The organism is Pseudokineococcus lusitanus, assembly GCF_003751265.1.
GTDB classification, from domain to species: Bacteria; Actinomycetota; Actinomycetes; order Actinomycetales; family Quadrisphaeraceae; genus Pseudokineococcus; species Pseudokineococcus lusitanus.
Window position 1 is genome coordinate 81,387 of the sequence record NZ_RJKN01000006.1, and the last position, 16,915, is coordinate 98,301.

12 protein-coding genes are annotated in these 16,915 nt (G+C 76.1%); 9 read left to right on the forward strand and 3 right to left on the reverse strand.

From position 1 onward, the window contains the following. Positions 1-13: 13 nt before the first annotated feature. From EDC03_RS11945 to EDC03_RS11970, 6 genes are all read left to right on the forward strand, one after another. Complete coding sequence (locus tag EDC03_RS11945) at positions 14-2,815, forward strand: Ig-like domain repeat protein (protein ID WP_123380481.1); 2,802 nt, start codon at positions 14-16, stop codon at positions 2,813-2,815. A gap of 267 nt (positions 2,816-3,082) precedes the next feature. Next, entirely contained in the window at positions 3,083-4,708 is a 1,626-nt protein-coding gene (locus tag EDC03_RS11950; RefSeq protein ID WP_241967164.1) for an ABC transporter substrate-binding protein, read from the forward strand. A 4-nt stretch (positions 4,709-4,712) separates the two neighbouring features. Beyond that, the gene (locus tag EDC03_RS11955) at positions 4,713-5,660 is read left to right on the forward strand and encodes an ABC transporter permease (protein WP_123380483.1); all 948 of its coding nucleotides are present in this window, start codon (positions 4,713-4,715) and stop codon (positions 5,658-5,660) included. Beyond that, entirely contained in the window at positions 5,660-6,616 is a 957-nt protein-coding gene (locus EDC03_RS11960) for an ABC transporter permease (protein ID WP_123380484.1), read from the forward strand. Before EDC03_RS11955 ends, EDC03_RS11960 begins: the two co-directional genes overlap by 1 nt. Next, positions 6,613-8,445 (forward strand): gamma-glutamyltransferase family protein, encoded by a 1,833-nt coding sequence (locus tag EDC03_RS11965; protein WP_199720205.1) that lies wholly within the window; start codon positions 6,613-6,615, stop codon positions 8,443-8,445. The genes EDC03_RS11960 and EDC03_RS11965 overlap by 4 nt, the downstream gene beginning before the upstream one ends. 149 nt (positions 8,446-8,594) lie before the next feature. Further along, positions 8,595-10,271 (forward strand): dipeptide ABC transporter ATP-binding protein, encoded by a 1,677-nt coding sequence (locus EDC03_RS11970; protein ID WP_123380683.1) that lies wholly within the window; start codon positions 8,595-8,597, stop codon positions 10,269-10,271. A 71-nt stretch (positions 10,272-10,342) separates the two neighbouring features. On the opposite strand, the gene EDC03_RS11975 is transcribed toward EDC03_RS11970, so the two are convergent. Beyond that, positions 10,343-11,290, reverse strand: a complete 948-nt coding sequence (locus tag EDC03_RS11975) for an NAD-dependent epimerase/dehydratase family protein (RefSeq protein ID WP_199720206.1) — start codon at positions 11,288-11,290, stop codon at positions 10,343-10,345. 113 nt (positions 11,291-11,403) lie between these two features. On the opposite strand from EDC03_RS11975, the gene EDC03_RS11980 reads away from it, so the two are divergent. From EDC03_RS11980 to hepT, 3 genes are read left to right on the forward strand one after another with little or no spacing between them, the layout of a single operon-like run. Beyond that, the gene (locus EDC03_RS11980) at positions 11,404-12,090 is read left to right on the forward strand and encodes a TetR/AcrR family transcriptional regulator (RefSeq protein WP_199720207.1); all 687 of its coding nucleotides are present in this window, start codon (positions 11,404-11,406) and stop codon (positions 12,088-12,090) included. Between the two features lie 50 nt (positions 12,091-12,140). After that, a complete protein-coding gene (locus tag EDC03_RS11985; protein WP_123380487.1) occupies positions 12,141-12,575 on the forward strand; it encodes a hypothetical protein in 435 nt (144 codons plus the stop codon). After that, entirely contained in the window at positions 12,572-13,012 is a 441-nt protein-coding gene (hepT, locus tag EDC03_RS11990; protein WP_123380488.1) for a type VII toxin-antitoxin system HepT family RNase toxin, read from the forward strand. Before EDC03_RS11985 ends, hepT begins: the two co-directional genes overlap by 4 nt. 60 nt (positions 13,013-13,072) lie before the next feature. Here the strand turns inward: hepT and EDC03_RS11995 are convergent, their stop codons facing one another. Together EDC03_RS11995 and EDC03_RS12000 are read right to left on the reverse strand one after the other, a co-directional pair. Next, the gene (locus tag EDC03_RS11995) at positions 13,073-15,865 is read right to left on the reverse strand and encodes an alpha-amylase family glycosyl hydrolase (RefSeq protein WP_123380489.1); all 2,793 of its coding nucleotides are present in this window, start codon (positions 15,863-15,865) and stop codon (positions 13,073-13,075) included. A 91-nt stretch (positions 15,866-15,956) separates the two neighbouring features. Beyond that, on the reverse strand, positions 15,957-16,880 hold the full coding sequence (locus EDC03_RS12000; protein WP_123380684.1) for an NAD-dependent epimerase/dehydratase family protein: 924 nt from the start codon (positions 16,878-16,880) through the stop codon (positions 15,957-15,959). Positions 16,881-16,915 lie beyond the last annotated feature (35 nt).

The window sequence follows — 16,915 nt, forward strand, 5'->3', positions numbered from 1 at the left end:
ACGAGGACAGACCGTGGACCGACACCACCAGACCGTGGTGCGCGCCGCGCGGGCCGGGGCGTGCGCCCTGCTCGCCGCCGCGCTCCTGCCGCCCGTGACGGCGGTCGCCGCCCCGACGCCGCCCACGGCGGGCACCGCGCAGGCCGTGCTCGCCGGCCGCGTCGTGGAGCTGGGGGCCGAGCACGCGCCGCCCGCCCCTGCCGACGGGGCGACGCCGTCCGCCGCCCCCGCGGACGCCGAGGGACACCCGCACGCCGGCGACCACCCGCACGACCACACCCACGCACCGGGCACCCCCGCGCACGACCACGCCCACACCCACGCCCCGGGCACCCCCGCGCACGGCCACGCGCCCCTCGCCGTCCCGCGGGGTCTGCGGCTCGACGACGGCACCTTCGTCGGCGTCGCCGGGCTCGAGGCGTCGGACGCCGCCAACGGCGAGGAGGTGCGCCTCGTCGTCGACGTCCCCGTCGCGGTCGAGGACGCCGTCGCCGACGCCGCCGGCGCGCGCCGCCTCGAGGCCGCGCGGGAGCTCCCCGCGGCCGCGGGCTCGCCCGTCGCCGACGCCGTCGTGGAGGCGGCTGCCGCGGAGGGCGTCACGCTGACCACCGAGCCGTCGACGGTGCAGGTCACCGACGAGGCGCCGGCGCCCGTCCTCGCGGAGGCCGTGTCGCCGCCGCGCCCGGTGACCGTGGCCGTCGTCGACATGGGCAGCGGCGGCGAGCACGTCCCCACCGACGCCGAGCTCACCTCGATGGTCCGGCAGGCCTCGGACTACTGGTCCGACCAGAGCGCCGGCCGCGTCACCTTCGCCCTCGCCGGCACGCCGGCCCGCTACGCGTCGACCCTGCGCTGCGATCAGGGCTGGGACCTCTTCACCGAGGCGAAGGACCGCACGCGCTGGGGCGGGGGCGCGCGCGAGCACCTCCTGCTCGTCCTCCTCGACGAGGACGGCAAGGGCTGCAGCTACGGCGTCGGCAGCGTCGGGTGGGACGTCGGCACCGGCGGCGTCACCTACCTCGCCAACAGCCACGACGTCTCGCTCACCGCCCACGAGCTGGGCCACAACCTCTCGCTCGACCACGCCAACGCCGTCGAGTGCACCGCCGACGCCCGCCAGGACTTCGTCGGCGCCGCCGCCCCGGCGCCCTGCCGCGAGCAGGAGTACGGCGACGCGCTCGACGTCATGGCGGCCGCGAACTGGCACCCCGGCGCGCTGGCCGCGATGAGCCGCGCCCGCATCGGCTTCCTCGACGCCGAGGAGCGCCGCTCCGTGACGGCGAGCGGCACGACGGTCGTCGACCTCGCCCCGCTCGCCGGGGCCGCCGGCGCCGGCGTCAAGGACCTGTCGGTCACCGACCCGCGCAGCGGCGTCGTCTACCGCCTCGAGAATCGCCAGGCGGTCGGCCGCGACCAGGGACGCCTCGACATGTGGCACGCCACGTCGGGGCTGCGGGTGCTCCGGGCGCAGAAGGACTCCCGCGCGAGCCTGGCGCTCGACGCCACCCCGACGACCCGGCAGGGCTGGGACGTCGACGTCGACCGCGCCCTCCCGCACGGCCGGGTGTGGCGCAGCGCGAGCGGGGGCGTCGAGGTGCGCACGACCGCCCTCGCCGGCGGCCACGTCCGCGCGACCGTGAGCCTCGCGCGCGACGGCGAGGACCACGGCCCCCGCGCGACGCCGGTCACCGTGACCGCCGGGACGGCCGACGGCGGCCCGCTCGACGCCGCCACGCGCGCCGTCCTCGACGTCCGGCTCGGCGGCGGTGCCACCGACGGCACCGTGACGGTGACCGCCGGCGCCCGCACGCCGGCGACCGCCCCGGTCACCGGCGGGGCCGCCCGCGTCACGCTCCCGCTGCTCCCGGGCGGGACGCACGACCTCGTCGTCGCCTACGACGGCGGCACGGGCGCGGCACCGGGCTCGACCGGGCTGACGCTCGAGGTCGCCCGCGTCGCGACGACGACGGCCGCCCGCCTGCTGACCCCCGCGACCGCCACGCGCGCCGCGGTCGTCGAGGCGTCGGTGCGCGTCCCCGCGCCGCCGGGTGCGACGGCGAGCGGCGTCGCCGCGACCGGTGAGGTGACCGTCCGGGTCGGCGACCGCGTCGTCGCCGCCGGTCCCGCGTCGACCACCGGGAGGACGGTCACCCTGCCGCTGCTGCCCGTCGGGGCCCACGACGTCGTCGTCTCCTACGCCGGCGACCGCTCGACCCTCCCGTCCGCGACCACGCTGCGCGTCGTCGTCGCCAAGGACGCCGCCACGCTCGACGTCGACCCGCCGTCCTCCCCGACCACGGCGGGAGGCCAGGCGGTCGTCGCCCGGGTCAGCGCCGGCGGCGGGCCGGCCACCGGCGTCGTCCGGCTCGTCGTCGACGGCCGGACGACGACGAAGGTCGCCCTCGCGGACGGCGAGGCGCGCCTGCTCCTGCCGCGCCTGCCCGCGGGCGCGCAGACGGTGTCGGTCTCCTACGACGGCACGGCCGGCACGAGCCCCGTCGCCGAGCAGCTGACGCTCGACGTCGCCCGCTCCGCCGGCACGACGACGGCACGTCCCGCGGCGACCACCGTCACCGCCGGCCGCACCTCGACCGTCGCCGTCACGGTCACCAGCCCCGCCGGCACCCCGACCGGCGAGGTGGTCCTCAAGAACGCCGCCGGCCGCGTCGTCGCCAGGGCCACGCTCTCCGGCGGCCGCGCGACGCTCACCCAGCCCGCGCTGCGCCGCGGCACCCACCGCTTCGCCGTCGAGCACGTCGGCGACGTCGCCACCGCCCCCAGCCGCTCGGCGGCGTGGACGGTGACCGTGCGCTGACCCCTCCGCACCGTCCGTCAGCGCCCACCCGCGCGGCCCCGTCGGGGCCGGGCGGGTGGGCGCCGTTGTCGCCCGCCCTGTCTCGACTGATGAGCCCCCGGGTCTCCCACAACGGGCAGATCCGACCTAACGTCGTCGCCGAGCCGGGGGGCTCGTCGGCCGGACGCCGTCGAGCAGCCGCACGACGACGACACCGCGGAGGCCCCCCGCATGGGAGCGCACGCACGACGAGGACGGCACGCGCGACGCGCCGGCAGGGCGGCCGGGGTGGCCGCGGCCGCGCTGGCCGCCGCGCTGACGCTGACCTCCTGCTACGCCGTCCAGGACACGATCACGACCGTCGACCGGACGGACGCCGTCGGCGAGCCGCTGGGCGACACGCCGGTCCGCGAGGGCGGCGACCTCGTCATGGGCCTGTCCGCCGAGCCGGACGCCCTCGACCCGACGACGTCGTCCTCGCTCTACACGCGCTACGTCATGGCGTCGATCTGCGAGAAGCTCTACGACCTCGACGCCGAGGGCGAGCTCGTCCCGCAGCTGGCCACCGACCTGCCGACGGTCTCCGAGGACGGGCTGCAGGTCGACATCCCCGTCCGCGAGGGCGTCGTCTTCGCCGACGGCACGCCCTTCGACGCCGAGGCCGTCGCGACGACGCTGCAGCGCCACCTCGACCTGCCGGACTCCTCGCGCCGCAGCGAGATGGGGCCGATTACGGCGATCGAGGCGCTCGACGCCACGACCGTCCGCCTCACCTACGAGACGCCGTTCGCGCCCATCACCGCGGCGCTCGCCGACCGCGCCGGGATGATCATGTCGCCGACGGCCCTCGACGAGCTGGGCGAGGACTTCGGCACCTCGCCGACCTGCGTCGGGCCCTTCCGCTTCGCGGAGCGGGTGCCGCAGACGGAGATCGTCGTCGAGCGCGACCCCGGCTACTACGCCGCCGACGAGGTGCACCTCGACTCGATCACCTACCGGATCATGACCGACGCCTCGATCCGCTCGGCCAACCTCCGCTCGGGCGACGTGCAGGTGGCCGACACCATCTCCACGCAGGACGCCGACGCGATGACCCGCGAGAGCGGGCTCACGCTCCTGCAGTCCGGCTCGCTCGGCTACCAGGCGGTGACCTTCAACATCGGCAACGTCGACGGCACCGGGGAGCCGCCCGGCGAGATCGACACCCCCGAGGCGCAGGACGTCCGCGTGCGGGACGCGTTCTCCCGCGCGGTGGACCGCGAGGCCCTCGTCGCCACGGTCTTCAACGGCTGGTTCGACGCCGCCTGCTCGCCGATCAGCCCGGACAGCCCCTTCAGCACCCCGGCGAGCGAGGCGTGCCCCGAGCACGACCCCGAGGCGTCGCTCGATCTGCTGCGCGAGGCCGGCGTCGAGACGCCGCTGCGCATCGACATGCAGATCTCCAACACGCCCGACTCGCTGCGACTGGGCCAGGCGCTGCAGGCGTCGGTGCAGGCCGGCGGCTTCGACCTCGAGATCGTCCCCGTCGAGTACTCGACCCTCCTCGACGTCCAGACCCGCGGTGACTTCCGGATGCTCCAGCTCGGCTGGTCCGGCCGCGTCGACCCCGCCGCCAACACCTCGAACTTCCTGTCCACCGGCGCGGGCAACAACTACTCCGGCTACTCGGACGAGGACATGGACGCGCTCCTCGCCGAGGCATCCCAGGCCACGGACCAGGCCGCCCGCGCCGAGACCTACGGCCGCGTCGTCGAGAAGGTCCAGGAGGACGACCCCGTCGTGTACCTCTACCGCCAGCGCAACCTCACCGGGCACACCGACGAGGTGGCCGGCGTCCAGACCTTCGCCGACGGCGTCGTCCGGCTGTCCCGCGCCGCCTTCGTCGCGGACGACGACACCGTCGAGGAGCGCTGACGCCGTGGGCCGCTACCTCTTCCACCGCGCGTGGCAGTCGCTCGTCACGCTCGTGCTCGCGTCCGTCGTCGTCTTCCTCGGCGTGCGGGCCCTGCCCGGCGACCCCGCGCTGGCGCTGGCCGGCGAGGAGGCGACGCCGGAGCAGCTCGCCGCCGTCCGCGCCGAGCTGGGGCTCGACCAGTCGCTGCCCGTCCAGTACGGCCGCTACGTCGGCCAGCTGCTGAGCGGCGACCTCGGTGAGTCGAGCCGCACCGGCCAGCCCGTCGCCGACCTCGTCGCGACGACGCTGCCCGTCACCGCGTGGCTGTCCCTCTACGCGCTCGTCGTCGCCGTCGTCCTCGGCGTGGGCGCGGGCGTCGTCGCGGCAGTGAAGCGCGGCCGCTGGCAGGAGTGGGCGGTGTCGACGACGTCCGTCGTCCTGCTCTCCGTGCCGAGCTTCTGGATCGGCATCCTCGCCGTCCTCGTCCTCGCCGTGTGGGCGGGCCTGTTCCCCGCGTCCGGCTACGTGTCCCCGCTGGAGGACCCCCTGCGCGCCCTGTGGCACCTGACGATGCCCGCCTTCGTGCTGGGGACGGCGATCGCCGCCGTCGTCATGCGCCAGACCCGGGCGTCGATGCTCGAGACCCTCTCGGCCGACTTCGTCCGCACCGCCCGCGCCAAGGGGCTCTCCTCGCGCCGGGTGCTCGGCCGGTACGCGCTGCGCAACAGCCTCGTCGTCGTCGTGACGGTCGTCGGCCTGCAGCTCGGCGGCCTCATCTCCGGGGCCGTCGTCACCGAGCGGATCTTCGGCCTGCCGGGCCTCGGGCGGCTGACGCTCGACGCCGTCTTCACCCGCGACTACGCGGTGATCCAGGCGGTCGTCGTCCTCGTGACCGCCTTCTACGTCGTCATCAACCTCGCCGTCGACGCGCTGTACTCGCTGCTCGACCCGCGCGTGCGGGTGGACGCCTGATGGCCGCCGAGCAGCCGGCCACCCCGGCGGCCGTCGGCGGGACCCCAGACGTCCCGACGCCGACCGCCGGCGACGGGCTCGGCGGCGGCCGCGGCCGGGTGCTGCGGAAGGTCCTCGGCGACGCGAAGGGTGTCGTCGGCCTCGTGCTCCTGGCGCTCGTCGTCCTCGGCGCACTCCTGGCGCCGGTCCTCGCGCCGTACGGGCCGACCGAGGTGAACTTCGAGACGCCGTTCCAGCGGCCGCTCACCGTCGGGTACCTCCTCGGCACCGACGACCTCGGCCGGGACGTCCTCTCGCGCATCCTCTTCGGTCTCCGCGCGTCGCTGCAGGTGGGTCTGCTCGCCGTCGGCCTCGCCGTCGTCGTCGGGGTGCCCCTGGGCCTCGTCGCGGGGTGGTGGAAGGGCGTCGACGCCGTCGTCTCCCGGCTCACCGACCTGCTGCTGGCCTTCCCGTTCCTCATCATCGCCGTGGGCCTCGCGGCCATCGGCGGCGCGAGCCTCGGCAACGCCGCGGTCGCCCTCGGCATCGCCGCGGTCCCGACGATGGTCCGGGTCGTCCGCGCCGAGACGCTGCGGGTGCGCTCGCGCCCCTTCGTGGACGCCGCGCGGACGATGGACGCCTCCGGGCCGCGCATCCTCGCGACGCACGTCCTGCCCAACGCAGGCTCGGCGATCATCGTCCAGGCGACGATCATCATGCCGACGGCCGTCATCGGCGAGGCCCTGCTGTCCTTCCTCGGCCTGGGCATCCAGCCGCCCACCCCGAGCCTCGGGATCATGCTGTCGGACGCCCAGCAGTACCTCCTGCGCGCGCCGTCGGCCGCCGTCCTGCCGGGCGTGGCGATCGCCGTCATCTGCCTCGGCTTCAACCTCCTGGGCGACGCGCTCCGCGACGCGCTCGACCCCCTCACCGTCCCCGCCCGGCGTCGCCGCCGGGGGAAGGCAGCCGCCCGATGAGCCCCTCCCCGTCCTCGGCCTTCGTCACGCCGCCCACCGCGGCCGAGCAGCCCACCCGGCCGACGCTGCAGGGCACCTTCGGGATGGCCGCCTCGACGCACTGGATCGCCTCGTCCACCGCCATGTCGGTGCTCGAGCGCGGCGGCACGGCCGTCGACGCCGCGTGCGCCGCGGCCTTCGTCCTCCACGTCGTCGAGCCGCACCTCAACGGCCCCGGCGGCGACGTCACCGGGCTCGTGGCCACCGCGGACGGCGCCCCGCCGCAGGTCCTCATGGGGCAGGGCCCGGCCCCGGCCGCCGCGACGCCGGAGCACTTCCGCGCCGAGGGCCTCGACCTCGTGCCCGGAGCCGGGGCGCTGGCCGCCGCCGTCCCGGGCGCCGTCGACGCGTGGCTCGTGCTGCTGCGCGACCGCGGGACGTGGGAGGTGGCCGACGTCCTCGCGTACGCCGTCGGGTACGCCCGCCACGGGCACCCGGTGCTCGCCCGCGTCGGCGCCACGATCACCGGTGTCGCCGAGCTCTTCGCCGAGCACTGGCCGACGTCGGCCGCGCTGTGGATGCCCGGAGGGGTCGCGCCGACCGCGGGCGCGAGCATCGAGAACCCCGCGTACGCCGCGGTGCTCGAGCGGCTCGTCGACGCCGGCCGCGGCCGCCCCAGCCGCGAGGCGCGCGTCGACGCCGCCCGCGCCGCGTGGGGCGAGGGCTTCGTCGCCGAGGCCGTCGACGCCTTCGTCCGCGCGCCGCACCGGCACGCCAGCGGCACCGACCACGCCGGGGTGCTGCGCGGCGACGACATGGCCGCCTTCTCCGCCGGCTTCGAGGACGCCGTGACGCTCGACGTCATGGGCGTCACCGTCGCCAAGACGGGCGCCTGGGGCCAGGGACCCGTGCTGCTGCAGGCGCTCGCGCTGCTCGAGGGCTTCGACCCGGCCGACGTCGACCCCTCGACGCCGGACGGCGCGCACGTCGTCCTCGAGGCGCTCAAGCTCGCGCTGGCCGACCGGGACTGCTGGTACGGCGACCCGGGGCCGGACGAGGAGCAGGTGCCGCTGGCGACGCTGCTCTCCCCCGCGTACACGGCCGAGCGGCGGGCGCTCGTCGGCGACGCCGCGAGCCACGAGCTGCGCCCCGGCTCGCCCGACGGGCGCACGCCCTTCGTGCCGCCGCTGCGGGAGACGTACGACGCCGGCGCGGCGGGCGGGGCCGCGGGCGAGCCGACGGTCGCCCGCTCCGGCTCGACCCGCGGCGACACGTGCCACCTCGACGTCGTCGACCGCTGGGGCACCGTCGTCACCGCGACGCCGTCCGGCGGGTGGCTGCAGTCCTCGCCGACCATCCCCGAGCTGGGCTTCTGCCTCGGCACGCGGCTGCAGATGACGTGGCTCGAGGAGGGCTCGCCGTCGACGCTGCGACCGGGCCGGCGCCCCCGGACGACGCTGACGCCGACGATGCTGCTGCGCGACGGCGTCCCCGTCGCGGGCCTCGGCTCCCCCGGCGGCGACCAGCAGGACCAGTGGCAGCTGACGTACCTCCTGCGCACGCTGCTCGGCGGGTACACGCCGCAGCAGGCGATCGACGCGCCCGCGCTGCACACGACGTCGATGGCCGGCTCGTTCTGGCCGCGGACGTGGACGCCGGGCGGCGCCGTCGTCGAGGACCGGCTCGGCGAGGAGGTGGTCGGGTCGTTGGAGCGGCGCGGCCACGTCGTCACCCGCGCCGGCGGCTGGACGCTCGGGCGCCTGTCGGTCGTCACCCGCGACCCGGCGACGGGCCTGCTGCAGGCCGCGGCCAACCCCCGCGGTGACCAGGGCTACGCGGTGGGGCGGTGAGCGGGTTGGGCGACGACGGGGCCGACGGGAGCGGCAGCAGCCTGCGGGGCCGCGCGGCGGCCGGCGCGGGCAGCGCCTTCCGGGCGCTGCGGGCGCGCGTCGCGGGCGGGCGGCCGGACGACGACGTCGCCGGGGCCGCGGCGGAGCCCGTGCCCGAGAAGGTCTTCGGCCCGCCGCTGCTCGAGGTCCGCGGGCTGACGGTGACGTACCGCACCGGTGCCGAGGAGGTGCCGGCCGTCGTCGACGTCGACCTCACCGTCCGCGAGGGCGAGCGCGTCGCCGTCGTCGGGGAGTCCGGCTCCGGCAAGTCGACGACGGCGGCGGCGCTCATCGGGCTGCTGCCCGGCAGCGGCCGGGTCGCCGCGGGCACCATCTCCTTCGCCGGCGAGGACGTCACGCACGCCTCCGACGCGCGGCTGTTGCGGCTGCGCGGGCGCGAGGTCGGTCTCGTGCCGCAGGACCCGATGAGCAACCTCAACCCCGTCATGCGCGTCGGCGCGCAGGTCGAGGAGGTGCTGCGCGCGCACGGCCTCGCCACAGGCCGGGCGGCCAAGGACCGCGCCGTCGAGCTGCTCGGGCTCGCCGGCATCCCCGACGCCGCCCGCCGCGCCCGGCAGTACCCGCACGAGTTCTCGGGCGGCATGCGGCAGCGCGTCCTCATCGCCATCGCCCTGGCCTGCGAGCCGCGGCTGCTCGTGGCGGACGAGCCCACGTCCGCGCTCGACGTCACCGTGCAGCGGCAGATCCTCGACCACCTCGAGCACCTCACCGAGGCGGCCGGGACGTCGATGCTCCTCGTCACCCACGACCTGGGGCTCGCCGCCGACCGCGCCGACACCGTCGTCGTCATGTCCAGGGGGCGGGTCGTCGAGAGCGGTCCTGCCGCACGGCTGCTCACCGACCCGCAGCACGAGTACACGCGGCGGCTCGTGGCGGCCGCGCCGAGCGTCAGCGCCGCGCGGGCGCAGGTGCGCACGGCCGCGCGCCCCGACCGCGACGCCGTCCCCCGCCGTCACGACACCGCGGACGGCGTCCCCGTGCTGCGCGTCGAGGACGTGACGAAGACCTACCGGGTCCGCGGGCGCGGCGCGGGCGACGTCACCGCCGTCGACGGCGTCTCCTTCGCCGTCCCCGCCGGGACGACGACGGCCGTCGTCGGCGAGTCCGGCTCCGGCAAGACGACGCTGTCCCGCATGGCCCTCGGCCTCGAGGCGCCGACGTCGGGGCGGCTGCTCGTCGGCGACGACGTCGTCGGGGAGGCCACCGGCGCGCGCCGCCGCGCGGTGCGGCGGGCGATGCAGCCGGTCTTCCAGGACCCCTACGCGTCGCTCGACCCGACGATGAGCGTCGAGCGGCTCGTCGACGAGCCGCTGCGCGTCTTCGGCGAGGGCGACCGGGCGTCCCGGCGCCGACGGGTCGGCGAGCTGCTCGACCAGGTGTCCCTGCCGCGCGACGCCGCCCAGCGCCGCCCGGCCGAGCTGTCGGGCGGGCAGCGCCAGCGCGTCGCCATCGCCCGTGCGCTGGCGGTCGAGCCGCGCCTCGTCGTCCTCGACGAGGCGGTCTCGGCGCTCGACGTCCTCGTGCAGGACCAGGTGCTGCAGCTGCTGCACGAGCTCCAGGAGGACCTCGGCGTCGCGTACCTCTTCATCACCCACGACCTCGCGGTGGTCCGCCAGGTCGCGCACGCGGTCGCCGTCATGCGCCGGGGCCGGCTCGTCGAGCACGGGCCGGTCGACGCCGTCATGGGCGCCCCGCGCGAGGAGTACACGCGCGAGCTGCTCGCGGCCATCCCCGGCGCCGACTTCTACGCGGCCCGCGCGGGGTGAGCGGTCGAGTCCGACGTCTCCCATGATCCCCGGCCGGGGATCATGCGGGACGTCGGACTCGAGGGCCGCCGTCAGCGGGTCGTGCTCGCCGGCGCCTCCGCCGGGCCGGCGACCGTCGCCCGCACCGCCTCGTCCCACGGCGTCGCCGTGAGCCCGAGCACCGCGGTGGTCTCGGTGGCGTCGAGGACGAAGTCGCCGTCCCACTGGTGCCGGATGCCGACGATCTCGCCCATCTGCGGGACCGCCAGGCCGACGGCCCGCAGCACCGGCCACGGCATCCCGCTGACCCTCGGCGTCCGTGCGCCCATCGCCGCGGCGACGTCGGTGAGGGCCTGCCGCTGCGAGCGCGGGTCACCGCTCGGGACCATCCACGCCCGGCCCCACGTGCTCGCGTCGGTGGCGACGCGGACGAGGAGCTCGGCGACGTCGGGCACGTACGTCCAGCTGTGGAGGGCGTCGGGGTCGCCGACCACCCACGCCCGGCCGCCGCGCCGCAGCGTCGCGAGCTGCCGGGTGAGGTGCGACTGCGGCGTCGGGACCGCGCCGACGAAGTCCGACGCGCGGACCTCGACGACGCCGCGCACGCGGCCGGCCTCCTGCGCGGCGAGCGCATCGCGCCACATCCGCGCCCGCAGACGGCCCTTCGCGTCGGTGGCGGCGAGGGGCGTCGACGCCGTCATCGGGCCGTCGGGCCGGCCGTACCCGTAGAGGTTGCCCATGACGGCGAGGACGGCGCCGCTCTCCTCGGCCGCCCGCAGCAGCGCCGCCGCGACCGGCGGCCACTCGCGCGCCCAGCGCGTGTAGTCCTTCGGGTTCACCGCGTTGTAGAGGGCGTCCGCCCGCCCCGTCGCCGCGGCGAGCGCCGCGCCGTCCGCGGCGTCGACGGCGACGTGCCGCACCTGCGCCGTCGACGTGCCGCCGCTACGGGACAGGACGACGACCTCGTGCCCCTCCCGCACGAGCACCTGCGCGACCGCGGACCCGACCGGCCCCTTGCCCACCACCACGTGACGTCCCACGACGACCTCCTCGACGAGTGCACTGCTCTGTTCCGAGAGCACTGTTCTCCTCTCGGTCCTCACCTGTCAAGAGCGGTGCTCTCGTCTGCGAGCAGCGCTATGGTCAGCGGGTGGTGAGCACGGCGAGGGAGCGCGCCCGGGAGGCGCTGACGGCCGACATCGTCGACGCGGCCCGCGGCCAGCTGGCCGAGGTGGGCGCGGCGGCGCTGTCCCTCCGGGCGGTGGCGCGGGAGCTGGGCCTCGCCTCGTCGGCCGTCTACCGCTACGTGCCGAGCCGCGACGACCTGCTGACGCGGCTGCTCGTCGCCGCGTACGAGTCCCTGGGCGCGGCCGCCGAGGAGGCCGACGACGCCGCCCTCGCGCCGCGCGACCGCTGGGTCGCCGTCTGCCGCGGCGTCCGCGCGTGGGGGCTGGAGCACCCGCACGAGTGGGCGCTGCTCTACGGCTCCCCGGTGCCGGGGTACGCCGCGCCGCAGGACACCGTCGCCGCGGCCGGCCGCTCGGCGGCCGTCTTCGGCGGTGTCCTCGGCGACGCCGCCCGCTCCGGCCGGCTCGCCGAGCGTCCGCCGGCGCCCGGCCGCGTCGACGTCGTCGGGGAGGACGTCCGCCCCGTCCTCGGCGGCGAGCACCCCGCGCTCGACGACGACGTCCGCGCCCGCGCCGTCCTCGCCTGGAGCTCGGCCCTGGGCCTCGTGAGCTTCGAGCTGTTCGGCCAGCTCGTCGGCGTCGTCACCGACCCCGAGGCCTTCTTCACCGAGCAGGTGGGGCGGCTGGCCGACGTCGTCGGGCTGGGCGCCTGAGGGCGCCGCGCCCACGACGCCGACCGCGCCCGGGTCCTACCCTCACCGTCATGGGCACGACGGCGCTGCAGGCGCTCGCGACGCTCCGCGCCGCCGCGGACGACGGCCGGCTCGCCGCGCTCTGCCGCCGGCACGACGTCGACCTCGTCACCGCCTTCGGCAGCGCGGTCCGCGTCGACCGCGCCGGCGCGGAGGAGCCGGCGCCGCGCGACCTCGACGTCGCTGTCCGCTTCGCCGGGCGGCGCGGTGACCTCGTCGCCGTCGTCACCGACCTCGTCGACCTGCTCGGCCTCGCCGCGGTCGACGTCATGGACCTCGGCCGCGCCGGCGTCGTCGCGCGGAGCCGGGCGCTGGGCCCGGCGGCGGAACCGTTGCACGAGGCGGCTCCCGGCCTCCACGCGCTGGCGCAGATGGCCGCGCTGACGACCGAGATGGAGACAGAGCGCCTGCGCCGGTGGGACCTCGACCTCCTCGCGAGCCGATGAGCCCGCCCGCCCTCGACCACGGCGTCGTCCACGCGAAGCTCGCGCTCATCGAGTCCTCGCTGCGCACCCTGGCCGGGGTGGGCGACGTCGACGCCGACCGGCTGCGGACCGACGAGCTGCTGGCGGCCGGGGTCGAGCGGCTGCTCAGCCGGGTCGTCGACCTGGCCGTGGACGTCAACAGCCACCTCGCGGTGGCCGAGCTCGGCCGCGCGCCCGCGGACTACCGGTCGTCCTTCGAGGCCGCCGTCGAGGCGGGAGCACTGCCCCGGGAGCTCGGCGAGCGTCTGGCGCCCTCGGCGGGGCTGCGCAACGTGATCGTGCACGAGTACGCCGCCCTCGACCTCGAGCGCGTGGCGGCGGCCGTCCCCCTGGCTGTCACGGACTACCGCGAGTACGTCACCGCGGTGGCGGCCCACCTCGTCCGACGCCGGCCCTGACGCCCGTCGACGACGACCGCCCCTGACCCGGGCGGGTCAGGGGCGGTCGCGGTCGGGCGGTCAGGCCTGCTGCACGACCACCCGGTGGGTGCCGTGGTCGTAGACGAACGTCACCGGGCCGCCGGGGTGGTCGAGCGTCATGTTCGGGCCGTCCGGCACGCCACCCGCCCCGTAGTTCTCCGTCCACGCGCGGTCGATGGCGACCTTGTAGGAGTAGCTGCCGGCCGGGAGGTCGACCGTCAGGGCCCACCGCCCGGTCGTCTCGTCGAGGGTCATCTGCGCCTGGTCGCACGCCGGCTGCCAGTCGGCCGTGCAGCCGATCTCGCTGTTGAGGTCACCGGCGAGGGCGACCTCCCCCGGCTGCACGACGGTCTCCTCCGCCGCCGTCACGAGGTGCGTGCGGGTGTCGTAGGTGAAGGTCACGGCACCGCCGCCGGTCGTCAGCGCGATGTTCGCGCCGCCGGGCTCGCCGCCGGCGCCGTAGTTCTCGTCCCAGGACCGGTTGACGGCGACCTTGTACTCGTACGTCCCGGCGGGCGGCGTGACGACGAGCGTCCACAGCCCCGTCGCCGGGTCGTAGGTCATCTGCGCCTCGTCGCAGTCCGGCTGCCAATCGCTCTCGCAGCCGATCTCGGAGTTGAGGCTGCCGGCGACGGCGACCGCCGTCGGCTCGCCGCCGACGCCCGGCCCCGGCTCGGGGGTGACGACGGCCGTCGTGCCCGCCCCCGCGACGTTGCCGGAGTGGTCGCGCACGACGGCGCGGTACTCCAGCTCCTGGCCCTCCTCGAGGCCGCGGACGTCGTGGAACACCCGGTACGGCGCGTTGTCGTCGGTGCCCAGCACCTCCCAGTCGTCGCCGGAGCCGGCGTCACGGACGGCGAAGGTCACCTGGTCGAAGCCGCCACCGGGGACGTCGACGGACACCTCGGCGCGGCCGCTGACCTCGGCGCCCGTCGTGAACACCGGCGTCGGCGCCCACCGCGCGGGCCGCATCGCCTTCGTGGCCCGGTAGACGACCGCCTCGAGCGGCGGCACGGTGACCTTCGCCGTCCGGGCGTTGCTCGCCCAGACGTCCTTCGTGCCCGCCGGCCAGACGCCCTCGTAGCGGGTGCGCTGGGTGAAGGTGTCGAGGGTGACGGTCCGCGGCTCGTCGCTGTTGTTGACGGCCACGAGGTACTCGACGTCGTCGTCGTCGCTGATACGGCTGAAGGCGTAGACGCCCTCGCCCTCGTCGGCGTACCGCTGGACCATCGCGCCGTCGGCGAGGGTCGGGTGCTCCTCGCGGAGCGCCGCCAGGTCGGCGAGGGACGTGTACAGCGGGTGCGACGGGTCGAAGTTGTCCTCGGCCGTCGTCGCGTCGGTGCCGATAAGCTCGTCGTCGTTGTAGGACGCCACCTGCGACGGGAACATGTCCTGCCGCGCGTCCTGGTCGCCGCCGTCGCCCGTGAAGCCCTGCTCGTCGCCGTAGTAGACGACCGGCTGGCCGCGGACGAGGTACATGAGGGCGTGCGCCATCTGGTCGCGCTTGAGCAGCTCGTCGCCCTCCGCGCCGGCGTCCCGCAGGAACATGCCGATGCGGCCCATGTCGTGGTTGCCGAGGAAGGTCGGCAGCGAGTACGCGTTGCTGTCGGCGTCGGTGTACATGTCGTCGAGCTCGAAGAGGTCGGCGAGCTGCTGCGCCGACCCGCCGCCGCCGAAGGACTGCGCCCGGGACTGGAAGCCGAAGTCGAGCGTCGACTGGATCCCGCCCTCGGTCGTGAAGCGCGAGAGGCGCGCGGGGTCGGCGTCGTAGACCTCGCCGAAGGAGAAGAAGTCGTCGTTGCCGACGGACGCCGCGTGCTCGGTGATGGCCGGCGCGAACTGCTGCCAGAACTCGATGTTGACGTGCTTCACCGTGTCGATCCGGAAGCCGTCGATGCCGAGGTCCACCCACGCCTTGTAGATGTCCTCCATGCCCGTCACCACCTCGGGCCGGGCGGTGAAGAGGTCGTCGAGGCCGGAGAAGTCGCCGTAGACGTCCGACTCCCCGCCGTCGAAACGGGCGTTCCCGCGGTTGTGGTACATCGTCGGGTCGTTGAGCCAGGCGGGGACCTTGACCGTCGCGTCGCCCGGCTCGGGGAAGACGGGCGTGTACGGGAACGACGTCGCGGCGTCGAGCGCGGGGAAGTCGTCGGTGCCGGCGTAGTCGCGGTCGTCGAAGGCCTGGCCCGCTGCGTCGCGGAAGGGCTCGGCGTCCTTGGAGATGTAGGTCTGCGACCCCTCCGCGTACTGGATGACGTCCGCGGTGTGGTTGGTGATGATGTCGAAGAAGACCTTCATCCCGCGGTCGTGGGCCTCGTCGATGAGCCCCTCGAGCTCCTCGTTCGTCCCGAGGTGCGGGTCGATCTGCGTGAAGTCGGTGATCCAGTAGCCGTGGTACCCGGCGGACACCGAGGCGCCCGTCCCCTGCACGGGGCGGTTGAGGAAGGACGGCGTCAGCCAGATCGCCGTCGTCCCGAGGCCCTCGATGTAGTCGAGCCGCTGGCGGATCCCCTCGAGGTCACCCCCGTGGTAGAAGCCCTTGTGGGTCGGGTCGAGGCCGCTGACGAGGGGGTCGTCGCCGTACCCGCCGTCGTCGTTGGTGGTGTCGCCGTTCTCGAAGCGGTCGGCCATGACGAAGTAGAAGCGCTCGCGCGTGAGGTCCTCGCGCAGCGAGGTCGCCGCGAGCGCCTCGTCCTCGGCCTGCTGGGCGGGCGGGGTGGTGGGCGGCCGGACGACGGACGGCCGCGCCGTCGCGGCGGTCGGGGCCAGCAGGAGCGCGGCGGCGACGGCCGCGGCCCCCGCTCCGGACAGGACGGCGGACGGACGACGCACGGGGCCTCCTCGACGGTGAGTGACGCCGAGGAGCGTAGGCCCGGGCGGCGAGCCCGTCGTCGTGAGGAGGCTCACGACGACGGGCTCCCGGTCAGGCCGAGGGCGCCAGGCCCTGCCGCAGCTCGCCGAGCGCCTCGTCCTTCGTCACGCGTGGCGCCCAGCCCCACGCCCGGGCGCGGTCGGTGACGAGGCGACCGGTCCACACCGGCTCGTCGCTCCACTCGGGCGTCGCCCCGACGGCCTCGGCGACCGTGCCGAGGTAGTCGCGCCACGTGCCGGCCTCGGCGGCGACGAGCACGGGCGTCGTCGCCCCCTCGACGGGGCCGCGGTCGGGGTCGTCGGACGTCGCCACCGCGCCGACGGCGACGTCCGCGACGAGGTCGGCGAGGTCGTGCACGTGGACCCACGCCCACGTCTTGTCCGGGTTGGCGGGCGGCTCCGAGCCCTCGCGGACCTCGGCCGGTCGCAGCGCGTTCCACACCGAGCTCTCGCCCGCGCCGAGGATCGCCGGCGGGCGGACGAGGACGGTCGTCAGCCCGCCGACCTCGGCGAGCGCGACGTCCGTGGCGTTCTTCGTGTCGGGGTAGTCGCCGCTGCCGTCGGGCAGGAGGGCGCCGTCCTCGGTGACGTCCCCGACGCCGGCGGTCCGGTCGTAGACGCCCGCGGTCGAGAGGTGGACGAAGCGGGGGACGCCGGCGTCCCGCGCGGCGCGGGCGATGACCGGCGTCCCGACGACGCCGACCTCGTGCTGCACCTCCCGCGACGACCCCATGGGGTGCACGGTCGTGACGACCGCGTCGGCGCCCTGCACGACCTCGCGGGCGAAGGCCTCGTCGGCGAAGTCGCCGACGTGCTCGGTCACCCCCTCCAGCACCGGGGCGGCGCCGGCGCGGCGGACGACGGCTCGCACCTCCGCCGACCGCTCGCGGAGCGCGCGGCACACGGCCTGCCCCACGAGCCCGTTGGCACCGGTCACGACGACGACGGCAGCAGCGCCCTCAGGTGTCTCAGCCATGCCCGCCACCCTGCCAGCGGGGGGCGGGCGGGGCA

Excerpts from the sequence above, each read along its gene's own strand:
- EDC03_RS11985 (WP_123380487.1), top strand. The coding sequence starts at position 12,141 with ATGGGCACGACGGCGCTGCAGGCGCTCGCGACGCTCCGCGCCGCCGCG.
- EDC03_RS12000 (WP_123380684.1), bottom strand. The coding sequence starts at position 16,880 with ATGGCTGAGACACCTGAGGGCGCTGCTGCCGTCGTCGTCGTGACCGGT.
- EDC03_RS11960 (WP_123380484.1), top strand. The coding sequence starts at position 5,660 with ATGGCCGCCGAGCAGCCGGCCACCCCGGCGGCCGTCGGCGGGACCCCA.
- hepT (WP_123380488.1), top strand. The coding sequence starts at position 12,572 with ATGAGCCCGCCCGCCCTCGACCACGGCGTCGTCCACGCGAAGCTCGCG.
- EDC03_RS11965 (WP_199720205.1), top strand. The coding sequence starts at position 6,613 with ATGAGCCCCTCCCCGTCCTCGGCCTTCGTCACGCCGCCCACCGCGGCC.